This is a genomic window from Bradyrhizobium sp. 195, assembly GCF_023101665.1.
Classification (GTDB): Bacteria; Pseudomonadota; Alphaproteobacteria; order Rhizobiales; family Xanthobacteraceae; genus Bradyrhizobium.
The window spans coordinates 3,722,946-3,743,301 of the sequence record NZ_CP082161.1; the positions used below are offsets into that span (position 1 = coordinate 3,722,946).

The 20,356-nt window shown below is 58.7% G+C and carries 15 protein-coding genes and 1 pseudogene; 11 read left to right on the top strand and 5 right to left on the bottom strand.

All coding sequences use genetic code 11. From position 1 onward, the window contains the following. Positions 1 to 123 precede the first annotated feature (123 nt). The 3 genes from IVB26_RS16995 to IVB26_RS17005 all read right to left on the bottom strand — a co-directional run bounded on the left by IVB26_RS16995 (position 124) and on the right by IVB26_RS17005 (position 3,809). Entirely contained in the window at positions 124 to 1,260 is a 1,137-nt protein-coding gene (locus IVB26_RS16995; RefSeq protein WP_247972700.1) for an acyl-CoA dehydrogenase family protein, read from the bottom strand. 2 nt (positions 1,261 to 1,262) lie between these two features. Further along, a complete protein-coding gene (locus IVB26_RS17000) occupies positions 1,263 to 2,450 on the bottom strand; it encodes an acyl-CoA dehydrogenase family protein (RefSeq protein WP_247972701.1) in 1,188 nt (395 codons plus the stop codon). Between the two features lie 135 nt (positions 2,451 to 2,585). Then, positions 2,586 to 3,809 (bottom strand): ABC transporter substrate-binding protein, encoded by a 1,224-nt coding sequence (locus IVB26_RS17005; protein ID WP_458309372.1) that lies wholly within the window; start codon positions 3,807 to 3,809, stop codon positions 2,586 to 2,588. A 515-nt stretch (positions 3,810 to 4,324) separates the two neighbouring features. Between IVB26_RS17005 and IVB26_RS17010 the strand changes: the two genes are divergently transcribed. Together IVB26_RS17010 and IVB26_RS17015 are read left to right on the top strand one after the other, a co-directional pair. Continuing rightward, a complete protein-coding gene (locus IVB26_RS17010; RefSeq protein WP_247972703.1) occupies positions 4,325 to 6,502 on the top strand; it encodes an acetate--CoA ligase family protein in 2,178 nt (725 codons plus the stop codon). Next, entirely contained in the window at positions 6,499 to 7,470 is a 972-nt protein-coding gene (locus tag IVB26_RS17015; protein WP_247972704.1) for a quinone oxidoreductase family protein, read from the top strand. Before IVB26_RS17010 ends, IVB26_RS17015 begins: the two co-directional genes overlap by 4 nt. 12 nt (positions 7,471 to 7,482) lie before the next feature. Here IVB26_RS17015 and IVB26_RS17020 read toward each other — a convergent pair whose 3' ends face one another. Next, positions 7,483 to 7,929, bottom strand: coding sequence for a PaaI family thioesterase (locus IVB26_RS17020; RefSeq protein ID WP_247972705.1), 447 nt, complete (start codon positions 7,927 to 7,929; stop codon positions 7,483 to 7,485). A 189-nt stretch (positions 7,930 to 8,118) separates the two neighbouring features. On the opposite strand from IVB26_RS17020, the gene IVB26_RS17025 reads away from it, so the two are divergent. From IVB26_RS17025 to IVB26_RS17040, 4 genes are all read left to right on the top strand, one after another. Beyond that, positions 8,119 to 8,892 carry an SDR family NAD(P)-dependent oxidoreductase gene (locus IVB26_RS17025; protein WP_247972706.1) on the top strand — a complete coding sequence of 258 codons (774 nt, stop codon included), beginning with the start codon at positions 8,119 to 8,121 and terminating at the stop codon, positions 8,890 to 8,892. Between the two features lie 241 nt (positions 8,893 to 9,133). Beyond that, positions 9,134 to 11,074 (top strand): NADPH-dependent 2,4-dienoyl-CoA reductase, encoded by a 1,941-nt coding sequence (locus tag IVB26_RS17030; protein WP_276578732.1) that lies wholly within the window; start codon positions 9,134 to 9,136, stop codon positions 11,072 to 11,074. 185 nt (positions 11,075 to 11,259) lie between these two features. After that, positions 11,260 to 12,420 carry an ABC transporter substrate-binding protein gene (locus IVB26_RS17035; RefSeq protein WP_247973192.1) on the top strand — a complete coding sequence of 387 codons (1,161 nt, stop codon included), beginning with the start codon at positions 11,260 to 11,262 and terminating at the stop codon, positions 12,418 to 12,420. A 77-nt stretch (positions 12,421 to 12,497) separates the two neighbouring features. Beyond that, positions 12,498 to 14,123 (top strand): AMP-binding protein, encoded by a 1,626-nt coding sequence (locus IVB26_RS17040; RefSeq protein ID WP_247972708.1) that lies wholly within the window; start codon positions 12,498 to 12,500, stop codon positions 14,121 to 14,123. 145 nt (positions 14,124 to 14,268) lie between these two features. Here the strand turns inward: IVB26_RS17040 and IVB26_RS17045 are convergent. Continuing rightward, a pseudogene (locus IVB26_RS17045) lies at positions 14,269 to 14,433 on the bottom strand (ABC transporter substrate-binding protein); the annotation flags it as partial. 556 nt (positions 14,434 to 14,989) lie between these two features. On the opposite strand from IVB26_RS17045, the gene IVB26_RS17050 reads away from it, so the two are divergent. From IVB26_RS17050 to IVB26_RS17070, 5 genes are all read left to right on the top strand, one after another. Next, the gene (locus IVB26_RS17050) at positions 14,990 to 15,724 is read left to right on the top strand and encodes an ABC transporter ATP-binding protein (RefSeq protein WP_346732877.1); all 735 of its coding nucleotides are present in this window, start codon (positions 14,990 to 14,992) and stop codon (positions 15,722 to 15,724) included. After that, positions 15,721 to 16,434 carry an ABC transporter ATP-binding protein gene (locus IVB26_RS17055; protein ID WP_247972709.1) on the top strand — a complete coding sequence of 238 codons (714 nt, stop codon included), beginning with the start codon at positions 15,721 to 15,723 and terminating at the stop codon, positions 16,432 to 16,434. The genes IVB26_RS17050 and IVB26_RS17055 overlap by 4 nt, the downstream gene beginning before the upstream one ends. 13 nt (positions 16,435 to 16,447) lie before the next feature. Further along, positions 16,448 to 17,326: a branched-chain amino acid ABC transporter permease gene (locus IVB26_RS17060; RefSeq protein WP_247972710.1), complete on the top strand. Its 879-nt coding sequence runs from the start codon at positions 16,448 to 16,450 to the stop codon at positions 17,324 to 17,326. A 2-nt stretch (positions 17,327 to 17,328) separates the two neighbouring features. Beyond that, positions 17,329 to 18,345, top strand: a complete 1,017-nt coding sequence (locus IVB26_RS17065; protein WP_247972711.1) for a branched-chain amino acid ABC transporter permease — start codon at positions 17,329 to 17,331, stop codon at positions 18,343 to 18,345. Positions 18,346 to 18,994: 649 nt separating this feature from the next. After that, entirely contained in the window at positions 18,995 to 20,344 is a 1,350-nt protein-coding gene (locus IVB26_RS17070) for an ABC transporter substrate-binding protein (protein ID WP_247972712.1), read from the top strand. Positions 20,345 to 20,356 lie beyond the last annotated feature (12 nt).

Below are 20,356 nucleotides of genomic sequence, written 5' to 3' on the forward strand. Positions count from 1 at the left end.
CTCGCTTCGTTTCGGCTGAGTGAGGGGAGTTTTCACGACCGCTTCTCTAGTCCAGGCAAGCGCTAATGAGGGCGGCTACGCCTGGCCAGCTAAGCCAGGCGTTTCCTGGGGCGAAGCGCGACGCTATCCCGGAAGCATTAATCCGCTGTATTGTTCCAGGTGATAGTCGCTGTCGCCCCAAGTCATATCGATGCAGCGAAGTCTCTTAAAATAGAGCCCTACAGACATCTCGTCTGTCATGCCCATTCCGCCATGTAGCTGAATGGCTAGTTCGCCAACGAGACGACCTGCCCGACCGACCATGGTCTTCGCGGTTGCGAGGGCGCGCCGACGCTCGTCACGGTCCGGGTTGTCGACTTCCGCGGCTGCCAGAACCGCAACAGCGCGGGCTTGCTGGAGCGCGGTAAACATATCCGCGATACGATGCTGGAGAGCCTGAAAACGTGCCAGCGGTTGACCGAACTGGGATCGCGTTTTCAGATACTCAGCCGTCGTCTGCAACAAGGCCTCGATTGCGCCAACCGCCTCAGCGCATAGAGCGGCAATACCTCGATCGACGGCCCATTCTAGCAGCGGATAGCCTTCGTTCACCTCGCCGATGACAGCCTGAGCCGGAACATCTTTCAGTTGGACTTCTGCGCAGCGCATTCCGTCAATGGTGGGAAAGGGACGTGCAGAAAGGCCGGGAGCTTTGGAGTCAACCAGGAACAGGGTTACTCCGGTGCGATCCGTCAGCTCAGCTGCGGTCCGGGCAGGGATGATGAACTTGTCCGCGCTATCTCCCCCAAGAACGACGCACTTGCGGCCGGATATCCTCCAACCGGTTCCGTCCAGGCGCGCGCTAGTGGCGACATGGGAAAGATCAAAGCCGCCTTCTGGCTCGTTGGTTCCAACACAAACCTTCAACTCTCCTGCCGCAATCGAGGGAAAGAGCGAAGCGCGCGTCGACTCGCTGGCTCCGCGGGCCAGCAAGGCGGCCGACACGACCGCAGTTGGAAGGAATGGCTCCACAACCAAACCCCGTCCGAATGCCTCCATAACGAGCATGGTCTCAATCGGGCCGCCACCCATGCCCCCGTCACTTTCGGGGATGTTCAAGGACAACAGTCCCAACTCTGCGAGCGATGCCCAGTTCTGAGGTGAATACCCTAGGGGACTGGCGGCCAACTTTCGTCGGCTGGCGATGTCATATTCTCGTTCCACATAGCGCGCGACGGTTCGCGCCAGCATTTCCTGTTCGTCGCTAAGCTTAAAATCCATGATCAGCCCAAGATTGATTTAGCAATGATAGTCTTCTGTACTTCGCTCGTGCCCCCGTAGATCGTGCTCTTTCGGAAATCGAAGTAAGCGGGTGCCAGTGCATTGATGTCCTCGCCGCCGGCGGTTTCGCCAGACCACCCCAACTCGAGTGCTTCCGGCAGATAAGGCAGCGCATATGGTCCAGCGGACTGAAGCAGTAGGGCAGTCGCCTCCTGCTGGATCTCAGATCCTCTGATTTTCAAGACCGAAGCAACCGCGCCAGCGTCGGCCCCTTCCAGCGACATAAGGCGACGCATGGCCCATTCGTGAGCGGTGACTTCCATCTCAAGCAGAGCCACGCGATCGCGAAATCGATCGTGTTCAATCAGCGATCGGCCGCGGAAACGCTGTCGCCCCGCCTGCGTGCGGACTTGCCGCAGGAGACGCTTGCAGAGGCCTAGTCCTGCGATACCGGTACGTTCATGACCAAGCAGAAATTTGGCGATCTCCCAACCCGCGCCTTCGTCGCCGACGCGATTGGCTACCGGGACCTCGACCTTATCGAAAAAGACCGAATTAATATCATGCCCCTGATCAAGGGTCTTGATCGGCTGCACGGTGATGCCTGGTGTCTTCATGTCGACCAGAACAAACGAAATTCCGCGCTGCGGCCGATCCTCGTTCGATGTACGCACCAAGCAGAAGATCCAGTTGGCCCACTGGGCGTATGTTGTCCAAGTCTTCTGTCCGTCGATGATGTAGTTGTCACCCTTCCGTTCAGCGCGGCATTTAAGCGATGCCAGATCTGATCCCGCGCCAGGCTCCGAATACCCCTGGCACCACCAGTCTTCCATCGTGATGATCCGGGGCAAATACGTTCGACGCTGCTCCTCCGTACCGAAGCGCATCAGAACGGGCGCAAGCATCGTCAGCCCCATCGGAATCTGACGTGGAGCGCCGCCGATATGGCATTCTTCGTCGAAAATATTCCGGTAAATGGCATTCCAGCCGGTGCCGCCGTACTCTTTAGGCCAGCTAACGGCGCCCCATCCTTTAGCGTGCAAAATGTGTTGCCATCGCAGGTAATCGTCGCGACCCACGCGCCGCAGGCCCAACACCTTCTCGCGAATGTCGGATGGCAGATTTTCCGCAACGAAGGCGCGGACTTCTGCCCGCAACGAGACTTCGTCTTTCGATTCGTGGAGATCCATTAGATGGTCTTATCCTTCATTACTTCTTCTGCGTCGCGACGAGGTGGGGAGGGGTTGACGACGACGCGAGCGACGGTTGCAACTATACCGCTGAATTCCGGCCATCCAACAGTGCCTCGATTTTTGGATCGGTTCTCATTCCGACCGAACCTCTCCAAACGTCTGCCAGCGGTCGCCGTCAAATCTCATAAGCTTGTACTGCTTGATCGGAGAATAGTCGGTGGGAGAAGTGTTCAGCTTGATCCCAGGAATCAGAAGCGGGAGCTCGAGATCGTGTAGGCTCGATGCGGTCCGCATCACGCTTTCGCGCGTAAGGTCGTCCCCGCACTGCTTCAGCACTTGCACCATCGCTATCGCCTGAAGATATCCGAACGCCGTTTGGTCGTTCTTGGGTCCCTCAGGGTAGTACTTATCCATAAAGGCCTTAAATTCGATCATTCCTGCATCGTTCGCCCACGCTGGATCCTCGGGATCCTTGCGATAGGCGGCGGAGATAGCGCCCTTTGCGTTGTCTAGTCCTGCCGGTCGGAGGACCGTATCAATGGCAATCGAGGTATTCGAAAGATAGACCTGCGGCTGCCAACCGATGTCTCCGAGAGTACGAAGGGTCTGGCTCGAAAATTTGCTTAACGCGGCGACGATCAAAGTGTCCGCCCCGGACGACTTCAGAGAGACAATTTCAGAAGTTATCGTCGGGGAAGTGATGTCGTAACCTGCCTCAGCTACGAGCTGGGAAGCCTTTTCTCCGAGGCCGCGTTTCAGGCCATCGAGGTAGTCGCGCCCGAAATCGTCCCGCTGGTAAATGATGGCGATTTTTGCGTCCGCATTGCGGGAGAGAATGTGTTTGGCGTAGATCGTCGCTTCAATCTGGTAGCTGGGAATCCAGCCCATCGTCCAAGGGAACGCTTTGGGATTCGAAAACTTTGACGCTCCGGATGCGACAAACAGTTGCGGAATCTTGAGCCGGTTCATGTAGGGCATGATCGCGGAATTGGCCGCTGTTCCTGTGGCGCCGAAGATGAGGAGGACTTCGTCGCTGTCGATCAATTTTCGCGTTTGCTCAACCGTCTTTGGCGGACTGAAGGCGTCATCGTAGCTGATGAACTTTATCGTACGGCCGTTGACGCCGCCTTCGTCATTAACCTTCTTGAAATACGCGGCTTCAGTTCGGCCAATCAGCCCGTAAGCGGACAATGGCCCGCTATAAGGCATGGTGTTGCCAATCCTGATCTCGGTATCGCTGACGCCAGGTCCGTACCGTTTCTCTGACGCTTGAGCGCCCGATCCGAACGAAAGGCAAAGCAGCCCGAGGGTGAGCCGTCGAAGAACCTGGCCGCAATCCGCAATGGTGACGCGCATTATCTTCTCCAGCGCAATTGAGGAGTCCTGCCGCACGAAACGTCCGATTTCGCCCACGGAAATGCCGAACATGCATCGCGCTGAGCTGATATATTGACCTTTCGGGCGCAGAATTCCGTTGACGCGCTGAACGCACCATCATGCGCGTTGCGCGGTGGGTCAATCGCGCAGAGGCATTCGTCACATACGTGTCGATTATGTCTCTGGCGAAGCGAAAGCTAAGTGCAAACTGCAGAAAGAGGGCCGCCAAGCATGGAGCTGGCGGCCCAAGTCTAGGGAGGGAGTCCGTGCAGGACTCTCGCGCCCTTAAGTTCGCCAACTTGCAGCCGAGCGCAAGCCTTGCAGAACATTTGGACATGGTTGTGCGATCAGGTTGCGACGGGCTGCGCGATATAGAACGCACGGATGTGTCATTCACGGCCAGCGTCTTGAAGTCCTGGCCCGGTCGCAAATAGTCGAATTCGCTCAATGAGCGGCGCAGGCCGAAAGCAGAGATCAACACCGGTGGAAGGGCAATGAACGTGGATCAGGCGCCAGCATCAAGACTACCGTCGCAGCTCTATCGCCATCCGGACCTTCGCCGACTATTGGCTCCAGGTAGTATCGCTGTTTACGGAGCCACGACCCGGCCAGGATCGTTCGGAGAGCGGACGGTTCGAAATCTTCTGTCATTCAACGGCGAAGTGTTTCCGGTAAATCAAAAATACGAAGAAGTGCTGGGCCGAAAGTGCTATCCTTCGCTAAAGGCACTTCCGAAGTCGCCCGATTGCGTCGTCATCGTGGCTGGACGCGAGTCCGTCGAGAGCATGGTCGAAGACGCGATCGAAGCTAAGGCGGGCGGCATATTGATCTATGCCTCCGGCTACAGCGAGACCGGAAAAGCCGACCGCATTGCTCAGCAGGACAAGTTGGCCAAGCTTGCGCGGCTATCGGGTATCCCGATCATCGGGCCAAACTGCATCGGTATATACAACCTCACGCTTGGCATGGCGACGACGTTCAATCCGACTGATCTTCCGAAGCGCGAGGAGAAAGCGGCCGGAATCGGTCTAATTACGCAGTCCGGCGCGCTAGGCATCTCGCTTCTGCAGGGCGTCAAGACAGGGTTCTCCTTTTCTCATGTGCTCACAAGCGGAAACTCGTGCGACGTCGACGCGGCGGACTATATCGCTTATCTGGCAGAGGATCCGGACTGCAAGGTCATCGCGTGCCTATTCGAGGGCATGTCCGATCCGCGACGAATCTTCGATGCTGCATCTGTGGCTTGGGATCATGGCAAGCCTGTCGTGATGTACAAAATCGCCACAGGCGAGGAGGGGGCGCACGCCGCCGTTTCGCATACTGGCTCACTAGCAGGATCGAACGCAGCATACATGGCGATGTTCGAGAGAGCCGGGATCGTTGTGGTTCACGATTTCGAGGCGCTGATCGAAACCGCCGCGCTGTTCGCGAAAGCCGGACGGATGCGAGGCGCCGGCGTAGCGGTCGTTTCTTCATCCGGCGGTGCATCAATCATTTGCGCGGACAAGGCTGAGAAGTTTGATGTGCCGCTGCCCCAGCCGAATGCAGAGACGACCGCGATCCTGAAGATGCACATTCCGGAATTCGGCTCGGCGCGCAACCCATGTGACGTTACGGCGCAAGTCCTGTCAGATCCCAAGTCGCTGCCAGCGTGCTGTGAAGCGCTTATCACTGATGAAGAGTTCGGAGCTCTCGTTCTGCCTCATCTAGTGGCAAGCGAAAGCAGCGCCGAAAGGATCAAGATCTTAGCCGAACTTGGTCGCAAGCACGGCAAGCTAATGTGCTTGGCGTGGATGACTGCCTGGTCCGACGGGCCCGGCAGCCTGCAGGCGGAATTGGAGCCGCACGTTGCTCTCTTTCGCTCGGTAGACAGATGCTTCGCAGCCATTTCCGCCTGGCAGAAGCGCGAGAAGCGTCTGGCGGCCGGGCAGAGCCTACGATCTCGAACCGCACCGGTTGATGCTGGCGAACGTTCGAGGAAACTTATCTCAAAGGCTACTGCGGATGTTCTAACAGAGCGCGAGTCAAAGGAGCTTCTTCAGGCCTACGGCATCCGCGTCACACAGGAACGTCTTGCGTCGAGCGCGGCAGACGCTGAGGTGATCGCAACTGAACTGGGCTTCCCCGTCGCCATGAAGCTTGAATCGCCGGACGTTCCGCACAAGACCCAGGCCGGCGTCATTCGGCTGAATATCAGGGATCGAGAACAGGCGCGCGTAGCGTTCGATTCCATTATGGTGAATGCAGCACGCGTCGAACCCGCGCCGCGCATCAACGGTGTGTTGGTTCAGCAGATGATCCCTCCTGGGGCCGAAATGATGATTGGGGTTCGGGTGGACCCGCTTTTTGGACCGCTGGTGCTGGTGGGTCTCGGAGGCGTGATGGTCGAGCTGGTCAAGGATACTGCCCTGCAACTCGCCCCTGTTAGTCGTGATGAGGCACTCAATCTACTGAGCTCCTTGAAGGGCCAGCGTCTTCTTGATGGGTTCCGAGGCGGCGCGGCAGTTGATCGAGAGGCGCTCGCCGATACGATCGTGCGGGTCTCCGAACTGGCGGCAGATCTGACGGACGAGATCTCCGAGATCGACGTGAATCCCCTCATTTGTCACGGGACGTCAATCATCGCGGTCGATGCCTTGGTGGTGCGCAGAAAGGTTCGCGCGGCCCCATGACGCGAGCAATCCGAATACACGAATATGGAGGTCCGGAAAGTCTCCGGTGGGAAAAGGTTGATGTGCGGTCACTCCGTCCAGGAGAGGTGCGACTTAGACATACCGCGATCGGGCTCAACTATGTCGAGGTTCTACAGCGGACAGGCGAGATCCCTGTTCGGCTGCCGTTCATTCCTGGGAACGAAGGCGCCGGCGTAGTTGAAAAAATTGGACCAGAGGTAGAGGGAGTCTCCGTTGGAGATCGAGTTGCGTATGCGCCGGTCTCAGGCAGTTACTGTGAAGAGCGCGTGATATCGGCAGATCGCCTGGTATCTCTGCCCGGCAATATCGACGATCGTACTGCGGCTGCCATGATGTTGCAGGGAATGACGGCGCAGTACCTATTGCGTCAAATTCACCATGTCGCGGCCGGGGATGTGGTTCTCGTTCATGCCGCAGCTGGCGGGGTGGGCCTCTTCTTGTGCCAATGGGCGGCCGCCCTCGGAGCGGTCGTCATTGGCACTGCATTTACTGATGTGAAAGCCGAAGTTGCGAAAGCTAACGGCTGCCTGCATGTCATCAATTACAGTCGTCAGGACGTCGTTGCGGAAGTCCGGCGATTAACGGACGGCCGGATGGTCGATGTGGTATACGATGCCGTCGGCAAAGACACGTTCGTACGGTCTCTCGACAGTCTAAGACCGCGAGGCCACATCGTGTCGTATGGAAATTCGTCGGGGCCTATTCCGCCCTTCGACTTGGCGCTACTGGGGCAAAAGGGATCGATTAGCCTGACCAGGGGAACACTAGCAACCTTTACTCGTGCGCGCGAAGGATTGCTGGGTTGCGCGAAAGATCTGTTTGAGATCGTAGGATCAGGTGCAGTCAAGGTACATCTCCGGCAATTCTTTCCTCTATCGAACGCGGCGGAAGCCCATCGCTCGCTCGAGGCTCGGGAGACGATCGGCTCAAGCATTCTGCTGCCATGATGCAGGCGCGAGTTAACCGGTGCCTGCTGCGTTAGTAGCCGACGGCTTGGATTCAACGACGAGAAATGTCGCCCTGCCGCTCGATACCATCCTATTGGCCGTATCGAAGATGGCGGCTTCCGCGCTGCCGATCGTACGTCCCAGACGCAGGATCTTGCCGCGAGCGACAAGGTCGCCGGACTGTGCCATAGCGTGATAGTCAACCCGCATATCGATGGTCTGAGGAGGCCGCCCAAGACGGGTCGCAATAGCAAAACTCGCCGCTGTATCTACCAATGTTGCGAGCACGCCGCCGTGGGTGAACCGAAGGTCCGGATTTGACACAATCTCCTCGCGCCACGGCGCGAAGATGTCAATTTCACCGTCGGCAGCCCTGATCACGCGGAGATCCAGCCACTTACAGAAGTGATTCCGCCTCAGGCGAACGTTCAGCCATTGCTGATCCTCGGTCAAGCTCAAGTGACTGCTCCCACTACTGTTCGACGGCGTCAGGCCGATGCTCCACGCGTCAGAGGGACATGTCTCGTTGGACAATCGTCAAGCCAACGCGGGCCGATCGCACATATGTGACATTGCCGGGGGAAGCGTTGAGACAAGGTCAGTTTGCTGTTCTGAGAAAGCCATGCCTTCACAGACAGCGGAGTGGGTATGCTCAGTCAGATGTTCAACTCGAAGATCGCGCTGGTCACGGCGTCGACTTCCGGTATCGGCAGAGAGACAGCTCGTCTACTCGCAGAGTCGGGAGCGGAGATCGTTGCTCTGAACGGCCGTAACGCCGAAGTCGGTGCACAAGTCCGCGATGAATTGGCAGTAAGGTTCCCTCGAACAGAGTTCTTGTTTCTTCAGGCGGACTTGAACGTGCCCGAGCAGCAGGAGGCCATGTTCGATGAGATCGAGCGGCGGATCGGACGTATAGATATCCTAGTCCACTGCGGTGGCGCTCAAGTAAGGCCTGAATTCTTTACAAGGATCGATCCAGCTACGTATCGCGAGCAGATCGATGGTCACTTCACCAGCTTTGTCACCTGCTGCCGGCGAGCGATTCCAATGATGGCTTCGGGCGGGTCCATAGTTGCCATTGCATCCGACGCGGGGAAGATCGCCACTCCTGCCGAGTCAATAATTGGAGCAATGAAGGCTGCGGTCATTATGTTTGTGCGAACGCTTGCCCTCGAGGTCTCGAGGCAAGGAATTCGGGTAAACGTGCTGACCCCCTCCTTGGTCGCTAACACAAAATCGTACGACCGTATCATGTCGGGCGAGGCAAGCCGCAAGATCTTCGAAAAGGCTTCGGCGAAAGCCAAGCTGGGAGTTCCGGTCCCGGAAGACGTCGCGCCAATGGCGGTGTTTTTGTCGAGCCCTTTCGGATCGAAGATTACAGGGCAAGCCATAAGCGTGAATGGCGGCATCTCGGCGGCCTGAATTGCCGTGCTGGCTTTGCGTCAAGATTACGCAGTTACTCAGCACATATGTGCGGACTACAGCGCGATCCGGCCGATCAGGCACAGATTGTTTGCGCGTCCCGTCCGATTGATCGAAGGTTTGTCAGATGGGAGGAGGATGCATGCAATCACCGGCGAGAGGTGGCTCACGATTTCCAACGCTTCTTTCACCGATGCGTGTCGGAGCACATACCCTCCGAAATCGCGTCATCATGGGGTCCATGCATACGCGCCTGGAGCACGCCTCTAAGCCGGTCGAACGCCAGGCGGCGTTCTATGCCGCCCGGGCGGCAGGGGGAGTCGCCCTTGTGATTACGGGCGGCTTTGCCCCGAGCGAGGCGGGCAGGTTGGAGGAAGGGGGGCCAATCCTCGACGGCTCCCAAAAGCTGGAGCCTCATACCGCGATTGTCGATCAGGTTCATCGACACGGGAGCAAGATCCTGCTTCAGGTTTTGCATGCCGGACGATATGCCAAGCACGACAGGATCGTGGGCGCCTCCGAAATCCGCTCTCCGATTAATCCTCGTACGCCCAGAGCGCTTTCGGAAACTGAGATCGAAGAGACGATCGAAGCGTTCGTCGATTGCGCTCGACTGGCCGCGGCGGCTGGCTACGACGGTGTCGAGATCATGGGCTCTGAGGGCTACTTGATCAACCAATTCACCGCTCTGCGAACCAATGATCGACACGATCGCTGGGGCGGTTCGCTGGAAAACCGGGTGCGATTTCCGGTCGAAATCGTGAAGCGAATTCGGAAAAAGCTCGGGTTCTCTTTCCTGATCATGTATCGCATCTCCGCAGTCGATCTTGTCGAGGGGGGGCTGACCGCGGACGAGATCGACGCGCAAGCGCAAGCGATAGAGGCCGCGGGCGCCGATGTCCTGAATACCGGGATCGGCTGGCATGAAGCCCGCGTCCCGACCATCGCATATAGCGTCCCGCGCGCCGCATTTTCGTTTGCGGTAAAGCGACTGCGCGGTGCCGTTTCCATCCCTGTTGTGGCTTCAAATCGCCTCAATACGCCCGAGCTCGCGGAGGAGCTTCTGTCGGATGGGGCATGCGATTTTGTCTCAATGGCCAGGCCGTTGCTGGCGGATCCAGAATTTGTCAGGAAAGTCGAAGAAAGTCGCTCGGACGAGATCAACACCTGCATCGCGTGCAATCAGGCCTGTCTTGACTTCATCTTTTCGGAGAGGGTCGCGACGTGCCTGGTTAATCCTATTGCCGGGTACGAAATCGACTATGCCAACAAGCCATTAGCGACGCCATCTCGAATAGCCGTCGTTGGCTCAGGGCCTGCCGGCTTGGCAGCGGCGACTGCAGCGGCTGCACGCGGTCATCGCGTCGTTCTGTTTGAAGAACAGAGCGAAATCGGCGGACAAATGCTTCTCGCACGGCGGATTCCCGCGAAGGGAGAATTCAATGAATTGCTGCGCTACTTCAGACGGCAGCTCGAATTGCTCGGCGTCGAGGTCCAACTCGGCACTCGCGCGACTGCCAAGTCGCTTGCCAAAGGAAGATTCGACCAGATTGTTCTTGCGACAGGAATATCGGCCCGACTCCCCGCAATCGAAGGAATCAATCGCCCGAACGTCGTCAGTTATGCCGACGCGATTCTCGGTCACGTCGATATCGGGAAGCGGGTCGCGATCATCGGTACCGGTGGAATTGGATACGATGTAGCGGAAATGCTGACCCGAGCTGCGGACGTCGAGCAGACCACGCAAGCGTTTCTCGACGAGTATGGCGTCGACACCACAATACATAGTCCGGGTGGATTGAAGCCACCGACCAAGCGCCAGTCGCCTCGAAAGGTCACCCTTCTCCAGCGTCGTCGCGAACGTCCCGGTAGCCGCCTCGGTGTTTCGACCGGATGGATTCTGCGCAATCAGCTTCGAGACAAAGATGTCGAGATCGTTGCCGGCGTAAGTTACGAGAGGATCTCTGAGCAGGGACTGCACTACAGCGTCGACGGCGTAGCTCACCTGTTGGAGGTCGATCACGTTGTCATCTGCGCGGGGCAGGAGCCGAACGTTGCATTGATGGACGATTTGACCGGTCTTGGGATCAAGCCGCACCTCATCGGCGGTGCCGAGCATGCGGTAGAGTTGGACGCGATGCGCGCGATCAGGCAGGGCGTTGAACTCGCCTATTCCATCTAATCCATCGCGCCACGATGCGATGATCTAGCAGCCAGGAAGAGAAGAAGATGCTGATGAATAGTGCGCTGTCCGACGGAATTCAGATCGGGGCATCCGTGCGCGGAACTATTGACGTCAAACGCGCTTTGAAGGGAAAGATCGCTCGAGTTGCGCGACCGCTATGCGTTCTCCTGCTCGTGGCTGGGATGGCGTCGGCGGCGTTCGCTGCCGAAAAATCGTATGGGCCTGGCGTTACCGATACCGAGATCAAGATCGGCAATATCGCGCCATATAGCGGACCCGCCTCGGCCTACAGCCTGATCGCGAAGACAGAGGCCGCCTACTTCAAGATGATCAACGAGAGTGGTGGAATCAACGGGCGCAAGATCAACTTCATCTCTTATGATGACGCATATAGTCCGCCAAAAGCGGTAGAACAGGCCCGGAAGCTGATCGATAGCGACGAAGTCCTGGCATTATTCGGTACCATCGGGACGGCGTCAAACTCGGCGATTCAGGCGTACATGAATCGCCAGAAGGTGCCGCAACTGTTCGTGGGATCAGGAGCGCAAAGATTCGCTGACCCGAAGCGCTTTCCGTGGACGATCGGTTGGCAGCCAAACTATCACACGGAAGCCGACATCTACGGTCAGCATATTCGCTCCCAGGAGCATCCCGCCAAGGTCGCTATCATCTATCAGAACGACGACCTCGGACGGGATTTTCTTGCTGGAATCAAACAGGGACTTGGCGACGGCGCGAAGACGCAGTTGGTGGCCGAGGCGTCGTTCGAGGTCTCCTCTCCAACAATTGCGTCAGCTATCGTCAATCTCAAAGCGTCCGGTGCCGATACACTGGTTATCGCCGCGATCACCAAGTTTGCGACGCAGACCATAAAGTCGGTCGCAGAGCTGGGCTGGAAGCCAGCCATGTATCTCACGAACACGTCCATTGCGGTTGACACGGTCCTGAAGCCAGCAGGCCTGGAGAATGCCAAGGGCATTATCTCGGCGGCCTATCGCAAGGATCCCGCTGATCCAGCGTGGAACAGCGATCCAGGAATGCAAGAATTCAAGACATTCATGGCTAAGCATCTTCCGGCAGAGAGCCTGAATGACCAATCAGTCTATGGTTACCTTGAAGCTCAGATTCTAGTTCAGACACTGAAGCAGTGCGGCGACAATCTCACGCGGGAGAACATCATGGCGCAGGCCGCGAACTTGAAGGGTGTAGAGCTCGGACTGCTCTTACCGGGAATCAAGGTGGATACGGGTCCAGAGGATTACAGCCCGATCCAGCAGTCGCAGCTAACGAGATTCAACGGAGAGAGTTGGGAAATCTTTGGGCCGATTCTCAACGAGAAATGATTAGCTGACGGCGGTAGGGCGGCCGGCGGCCCGACCTAGCCGCCCTAGTCGAAGAACGGACGAAAAGGGGAGGCGGTATGGGCGCGGCGACTGTCGGGCGAGAGCGGTGTTCATCTGATCGGCTCGCAGGATGGAATGAGCGTCTTCTGACGGACTATTTGGATCTCGTCGCGGATGAGAGCGGCGACGATATCGCGATTGTCCATCACTGGTATCGCGATGGGGCGCGACTGACGCTAACATTCGCTGATCTGCGAGCGCGCGTCGGTCGTATCGCGGCGGGCCTTACTCGGCTCGGGATAGAGCGCGGAGATGTTGTATCCGTGCAGCTACCGAATTGGTGGCATCTGATTGCCGTTCATCTCGCCTGCCTGAGAATAGGAGCGGTGACCAATCCTCTGATGCCGATCTTTCGAGAGCGCGAGCTATCGTTCATGCTTCGGCTTGCGGAGTCGAAGGTCGTCATCATTCCGAAGCTGTTCCGCGACACGGATCATGAGGAGTTGATTCAACGAGTCAGACCAAGCCTCCCGGCTTTGCGCCACGTGGTGGTAGTAGGAGGGAAGGGCCCCAACAGCTTCGAACAGGTTCTGCTTGGCGGAGCAGCAGAGGCTCTCCCATTATTTGCCGAACGACGCCCCTCGCCAGACGATGTGGTGCAACTGCTGTATACCTCGGGGACCACCGGCGAGCCAAAGGGGGTTCAGCATACGACAAGAACCCTGATGAGCAACGTACTTCCCTCGATTGATAGGCTCGGGCTCACCAAGTCAGATCCGATCTTTTGCCCGACGCCGCTCGCCCATCAGCTCGGTTTCATCATCGGGGTTATTGCGCCGATTGTGCTCGGTTCTCCGGCGGTCCTACAGGATGTCTGGAATCCACAGGTCGCACCCGAACGTATCCGAGAAAACCGAGTCACGTTTGCAACGGGTGCTACGCCGTTCTTGGCAGACCTGGTCGAAGAATGCACAAGGAACGGTGGTGCAGGTCCGTTGACCGGATTTCTGTCTGCAGGCGCTCCGATTCCGCGTGCTCTTGTCAAGCGCGCGCGTGAAGACGCAGGCTTTCGAGTTCTGTCGGCCTATGGAATGACGGAGAATATTCTCGTCAGCGCAACGCGCCCTGACGATCATGAGCAGAAGGTCTACGAGACGGATGGCTATCCGACCGTCGGTTTGCAGTTGCGAGTTGTCGACGAACAGGGCCACGAATTGCCTTCAGGTACTGCAGGTCGCCTGATGACGCGAGGTACCAGCACGTTTGTGGGGTACCTAAAGCGTCCGGAACTCTACAACGTGGACGAGGACGGCTGGTTCGAAACAGGCGATCTCGCGCGTTTGGATCAAGACGGTTACGTCACCATCACAGGTCGATTAAAGGATGTCGTAATTCGCGGCGGCGAAAACATTCCTGTAGTTGAGATCGAGAACGTCCTTTATCGACACCCCGGGGTCCGGCAAGTCGCGATTGTAGCAATGAAGGACGCCCGTCTCGGTGAGCGTCCCTGTGCTTTCGTCGTTCTCAAGCCCGGGTGCTCTCTGGCATTTACCGAACTGCGGGACTTCTTGAAGGAGTCGGGTGTGGCCAGGTCCTACTGGCCCGAGCGCCTGGAGATCGTCGAAACCATGCCAATGACAGCGACGGGTAAGATCCAGAAGTTTGTGCTTCGCGATATGGCGGACAGATTGTCCAGCACGTGATTATCGTACCGTTCGTGCCGCCCTGGCGAAATCTGCCGGCGGCTGGTATCTGGGCGCATCCGAGACGCCGTTGCCCTTGATGCCGCAGTCCAGATGTTAGAGCCGCAGCGCGCGCGTCACCATGGATCCTGCATCACGAGGAAATTATCGCTGCGTTGGACGCTGTGCCCAATGCACCGAAAATGGCTACGACGTCGTCACTCTCGATCAATTTCCTTGCTTGCTCGACGGCTTTTGGAGGGCTGTAGGCATCATCGTAGGATATGAACGTGATTTTGCGTCCGTTGATGCCACCTTGATCGTTGATCTTGCAGTGCGCTTGCGAGGTAAGCAACGCCGACAATCATACCGAGAAGTATGCGTTGGGAAGTCTTCGATACGGTCATTACGAAAAGCGGCCTTTCTTGCTTCGGAGTCCAGAAGTTGGCGAGGTCATTCCCCGCCAGCATTCTGTCGCGCTTGCGCCAAAGAAATTACGTGATCCGGGTTGTTCGCGAGTGACCTGAGCGTCTCGTGCGCCGTAGCAGTTGGTCAACGGTGGCATGCCATTTCTCACATACGTGTGGCTTCGACGTCTTGCCCAGTTCACCAATCGCAAGAAGCCGATTTGGTGCCGTCACGATGCTGATCGCTCGGTCAAATAGCGCATATCTGCGAAAGAGCGGCTCCATCTTGAGGATGGATCGACCTTGCGTGCAGTTGCTCGTCTCGTACGAGTGCGTGCGCGAAGCACGATACCGGAGTTGGAGCGAGCGGATCATTGATAGAACGACGGGCGCGTCTGTGAGCGTTGTCATTCTTCACGACTTGGTGCATCCGCGCGTTGTGCATTGGGGTTGAGATGATCCGTCCGTTGAAAGAGCGTCGTGTTCGGCGGCATCATCGCGCTCAACGGCGTGTCCTTTGACATGCACAAGGGCCAGATCCTCGGCTTGATCGGCCCCAACGGCGCCGGCAAGACCACGCTGTTCAACTGCCTCTCGCGGCTTTATCAGCCGTCGTCCGGCGACATCCTGATGGAAGGCGCGAGCATCCTGACGCGGCCGCCGCACCGGATCGCCGAGATCGGCATCGGCCGCACCTTCCAGAACGTCGCGCTGTTTCCGAACCTGTCGGTGATGGACAACGTCCGCGTCGGCGCCCATTCGAAGACCTCCAGCGACATCATCAGCGACTCCCTGAAGCTTGCCTGGGTCCGGCGCAGCGAGACCAGCGTCAACAAGAAGGTGCACGAGATCCTCGCCTATCTCGATCTCGAGGACGTCGCCCACACCGTCGTGTCAGGCCTGCCCTTCGGCACGCAGAAGCGCGTCGAGCTGGCGCGCGCGCTGGCGGCCGATCCGAAGATCCTGCTGCTCGACGAGCCGGCCGGCGGCCTCAACCATGAGGAAGTCTATGTGCTCGGGGACCTCATTCGCCGCATCCGCGACGAGCGTCACATGACCGTGCTGCTGGTCGAGCACCACATGGGCCTCGTGATGTCGATCGCCGACCATGTCGTCGCGCTGAACTTCGGCAAGAAGCTCGCGGAAGGCACGCCCGCCCAGGTGCAGGCCGACCCCGACGTCATCAAGGCCTATCTCGGGAGCAAGGACCAATGACGACGCTGCTCAACGTCAAGGACCTGCGCGCCTATTACGGTCAGGTCCAGGCGCTCCATGGCCTGTCCTTCTCGCTCAACGAGGGCTCGCTCGTGACGCTGCTCGGGGCCAACGGCGCCGGCAAGACCACCACGCTGCGCGCGATCTGCAACATGGTGCGCTCGACCGGCGGCATCGAGTTCGACGGCAAGCCGCTGAACGACCGCTCCACCGAGAGCATCGTGCGGTACGGCATCGCTCATGTGCCGCAGGGCCGCGGCACCTTCACCACCATGACGGTGGAGGAGAACCTCCAGCTCGGGGCCATCACCCGCAAGGACAGCGCCGGCATCGTCTCCGACATCGAGCGCATGTACGCGCATTTCCCGGTCTTGAAGCAGCGCCACACCCAGCAGGCCGGCACGCTGTCCGGCGGCGAGCAGCAGATGCTCGCGGTCGCCCGCGCGCTGATGCTGCGGCCGCGGCTGATGCTGCTCGACGAGCCGTCCTTCGGCCTTGCGCCGCTGGTGGTGCGCGACCTGTTCGGCATCCTCGGCAAGATCAACCGCGAGGACAAGGTGTCGATCCTGGTGGTCGAGCAGAACGCCCAGCTCGCGCTCGAGCTGGCCGACCAGGCCTATGTGATCGAGACCGGCCGCATCGTGATGTCGGGCAAGGCCAAGGACATCGCGAACAACGAAGAAATCCGCAAATCCTATCTGGGTTACTGAGGGAGCCGGGACAATGGAGCTGTTCACCAACCAGGTCCTGGCCGGCATCGCCACGGGCGCGATCTATGCCTGCATGGCGCTCGCCGTGGTCATGATCTACCAGGCCATCGACCATCTCAACTTCGCGCAAGGCGAGATGGCGATGTTCTCGACCTTCATCTCCTGGCAGCTGATGCAATGGGGCGTGTCCTATTGGGCCGCCTTCATCATCACGCTGGCATTCTCCTTTGTCGCCGGCATCGCGATCGAGCGCATCCTGTTCAAGCCGCTCGCCAAGGCACCGGTGCTGACCAATGTCGCCGGCTTCATCGCGCTGTTTGCGATCATCAACTCCTCGGCCGGCCTGATCTGGGACTTCACGATCAAGGAGTACCCTAGTCCGTTCGGTTCTGCGCCGTTCCTGGGCAGCCAGCTGATCTCGACCCACCAGGCCGGCATGATCGGCGTCACGGTGCTGCTGCTGCTCGGGCTCTACTTCTTCTTCCAGTACACGCGGATCGGTCTTGCCATGCGCGCGGCCGCCTCGGTGCCTGAATCGGCTCGCCTGGTCGGCATCAACACGAGCTGGATGATTGCGCTCGGCTGGGGCATGGCCACCGCGATCGGCTCGATCGCCGGCATGCTGATCGCTCCTGTCGTGTTCCTCGAGCCCAACATGATGGGCGGCGTCCTGATCTACGGCTTCGCCGCCGCGGTGCTCGGCGGGCTGTCGAGCCCGTTCGGCGCGGTGGTCGGCGGCTTCCTGGTCGGCGTCTTCGAGAACCTCGCCGGCACCTACATTCCCGGCGTCGGCAACGAGCTGAAACTCCCGATCGCGCTCGCGCTGATCATCGCCGTCCTGGTCGTCAAACCCGCTGGCCTGTTCGGCCGGGAAATAGTGAAGCGAGTCTAATTATGGGCGCCGTCGAAAGAATTGATGAAGATAAATCAGCGATTCTCCAAGTGTCGCCAACACGAGCAAGCGCGCGCACGACAGGAATCTCCATCCTGGCGTTGCTGATTCTATTGATCGTGCCGCCGTTCGCTAAGAACTTTGTCGTCTTTCAGATGACAATGCTGCTCATTTACGGGCTTGCGGTTCTGGCGCTCAACATTCTAACGGGGGGCTCCGGCCAGTTCTCGTTAGGCCAGAGTGCGTTCTACGCCATCGGCGCTTACGGCACGGCCATGATGATGGAGCACCTAAATATTGGCTATGCGCTCAGTTTGCCTGCCGCAGGCATACTCTGCTTCGGGATCGGCTTCCTTTTCGGCCAGCCGGCGCTTCGGCTCTCCGGCGTGTACCTGGCGCTCGCTACCTTCGCGCTTGCCACCGCGATGCCGCAGCTCCTAAAACTCGTTCTGGAGCAGTGGACCGGAGGCGTGCAGGGTCTCGTGGTCACCAAGCCGGACGCCCCGTTCGGCCTGCCGATGTCGCAGGACATGTGGCTCTACTACTTCACGCTCATCGTGACGCTCACCATCTATATCTTCTCGGTCAACCTGTTGCGCTCGCGTTCAGGTCGCGCCTTCTTGGCGATCCGCGATAACGAAATCGCGGCCTCCGCCATGGGCGTCAACGTCGCGCTCTACAAAACGCTCGCATTCGGTGTTTCTGCGGGGATCACCGGTGTCGCCGGTGGGTTGGGCGCAATCGCTGTTCAATTCGTTGCGCCAGACAGTTACACAATTGTGCTCGCGATATCACTGTTCCTTGGCATGGTCGTCGGCGGCGTCGGCTGGCTGCCCGGCTCGTTCGTCGGTGCGGCCTTCATCATCTTCGTGCCCAACATGGCTGAAGCGATCTCAAAAGGTCTGTCCGGCGCAGTATTCGGAGCCTTGCTGTTTCTTGTCATCTTCCTCGTTCCGGGTGGAGCGAGAGAGATCGGGGAAATCGCTGACCGACTGGCGGGAAAAATCCGAAAAGGCTGAAGGACGATCCGGATCTTCGCGCGGGCGGCCGGCGCCCATTTTTCGCCGTCCTTGCGCCGTCGGAATGTCTCGGCCACATAGCGGGTCTTGCGGCACCCATGATGGACTGGAGCGAGAGTTTAGGTCTTTCAAATAGTTAGAAGGCGGCGTGTGCACGACGTGTGCAGGGGGAAATCCAGGAAAAGCTTGCCACGACCAACGTGAGCAGACTTGCTGAAACTGGCGTGGGCCGTCGGCGAACGAGCATAGCCAATCCTTCGGAGGACCTTCGAACTACCAAGCGTTGATCAGCAGGTTCAGTTGCGGAGGCCCAAAGTCATCCCTTGCGGCGCATCGCGCTGCGTCGTTGATCAGGTAAGAGCGAGGAGCTTCTTCGAAAGGCAGGCTCAGACCTCGAACAGTTCGCCAAAACGAAAGACCAGACAATTATCTCGTCATAGCGACCGGTACTTATGCCCTGCTGCCTTCCTGAGCCGCCTGCCGCGACGAAGTGCAGAGGGTTGAGCCATTAGTGGCGCTTATGTCGCAAATTTTTACTTCCAATTTTACTTCGCAAAATTCCGACCCTAGCCTCACGCGCAACTGATCACATCTGCAGTCGGTCAATGGCGACCGGTGCGGGCGTTCATCGTAACCAACGAGGGTTGCCATGTCTGATGAGGCTAAGGGGACATTCACTTCCGATCCGGCGGGAACGGAGGCGAGGCCTGCGAAAGAGCTGAGCCGCCGCACGTTGTTGAAGGGCGCGGCGGCAGTTGCTGGCGCTACAGTGGGGGCGGATGCGATCCGCGGTTTCCCGACCATCTGGGCGCAGGAGATCAAGGACATCGAGCTGCGCCATGTCGGCGTGTCCTATTCGGTAGTGAAAGCGATCGGCGACCAGGCGGCAAAGGATCTCGGTTTCAAGGTGACAATGCAAAACCTCGACACCTCCGCCGCCATCAACCGCTTCATAAGCCAGCCTAATACGGTCGATATTGCCGATCTCGAGGGCTGGCAGGCCAAGCTCGCCGCCAAGCGCGCCGTGATCCAGGGCATCGAGGTCAAGAAGATCAAGGAGTTCGACAACATCCTGCCGATCTTCACCAAAGGCGAGATCGACGGTCACAAGATCCCGCGCCAGGGCATCTCGCCCTATGAGGCCATGTACATCGCCAAGCCCGATGCGACCGATCTCAATGACGGCGTCACTGAATGGGCGACCTTCCTGCCGCAGGTCTACAACGCCGATTCCATCGGCTATCGCCCCGACCTCGTCGGCCATGAGGTGACCGAGTGGAAGGACCTGATCGATCCTAAGTTCAAGGGCAAGGCCGCGATCCTCGACGTGCCCGCGATCGGCATCATGGACGCCGCGCTCTGCTTCGAGAGTGCCGGGCTGATCAAGTACGGCAACAAGGGCAACATGACCAAGGAGGAGATCGACTTCACCTGCAACAAGCTGATCGAGCTGAAGAAGCAGGGCCAGTTCCGCGCGACCTGGACCACCTTCGACCAGTCGGTGCAGCTGATGGCGGCGGGCGAGGTGGTCATCCAGTCGATGTGGTCGCCCGCCGTCGCGGCTGTCCGCGTCAAGGAAATTCCCTGCGTCTACGCGCCTGTCAACGTCAAGAACGGCAAGGAAGGCTACCGCGGCTGGTGCAACGGCATGGGCCTGATGAAGCATCTCTCCGGCAAGAAACTCGATGCTGCCTATGAATATCTGAATTGGTACCTCTCGGGGTGGCAGGGCGGCTTCGTCGCGCGCTACGGCTATTACAGCCCGGTGCCCTCGACCGCGAAGAAATTCCTCACGCCGGCCGAATGGGCCTTCTGGTACGAGGGCCAGCCCGCGCCGGAGGTGGTCAACGATCCCTACGGCGTCGCGATGGAGAAGGCCGGCACCAAGCGTGACGGCGGCTCGTTCCTCGACCGCGTCAAGAACATCTCCTGTTGGAACACGCTGATGGACGAGGCCGCCTACATGAACAAGCGCTGGAACGACTTCAAGGTGGCCTGAAACCTGCTTTCC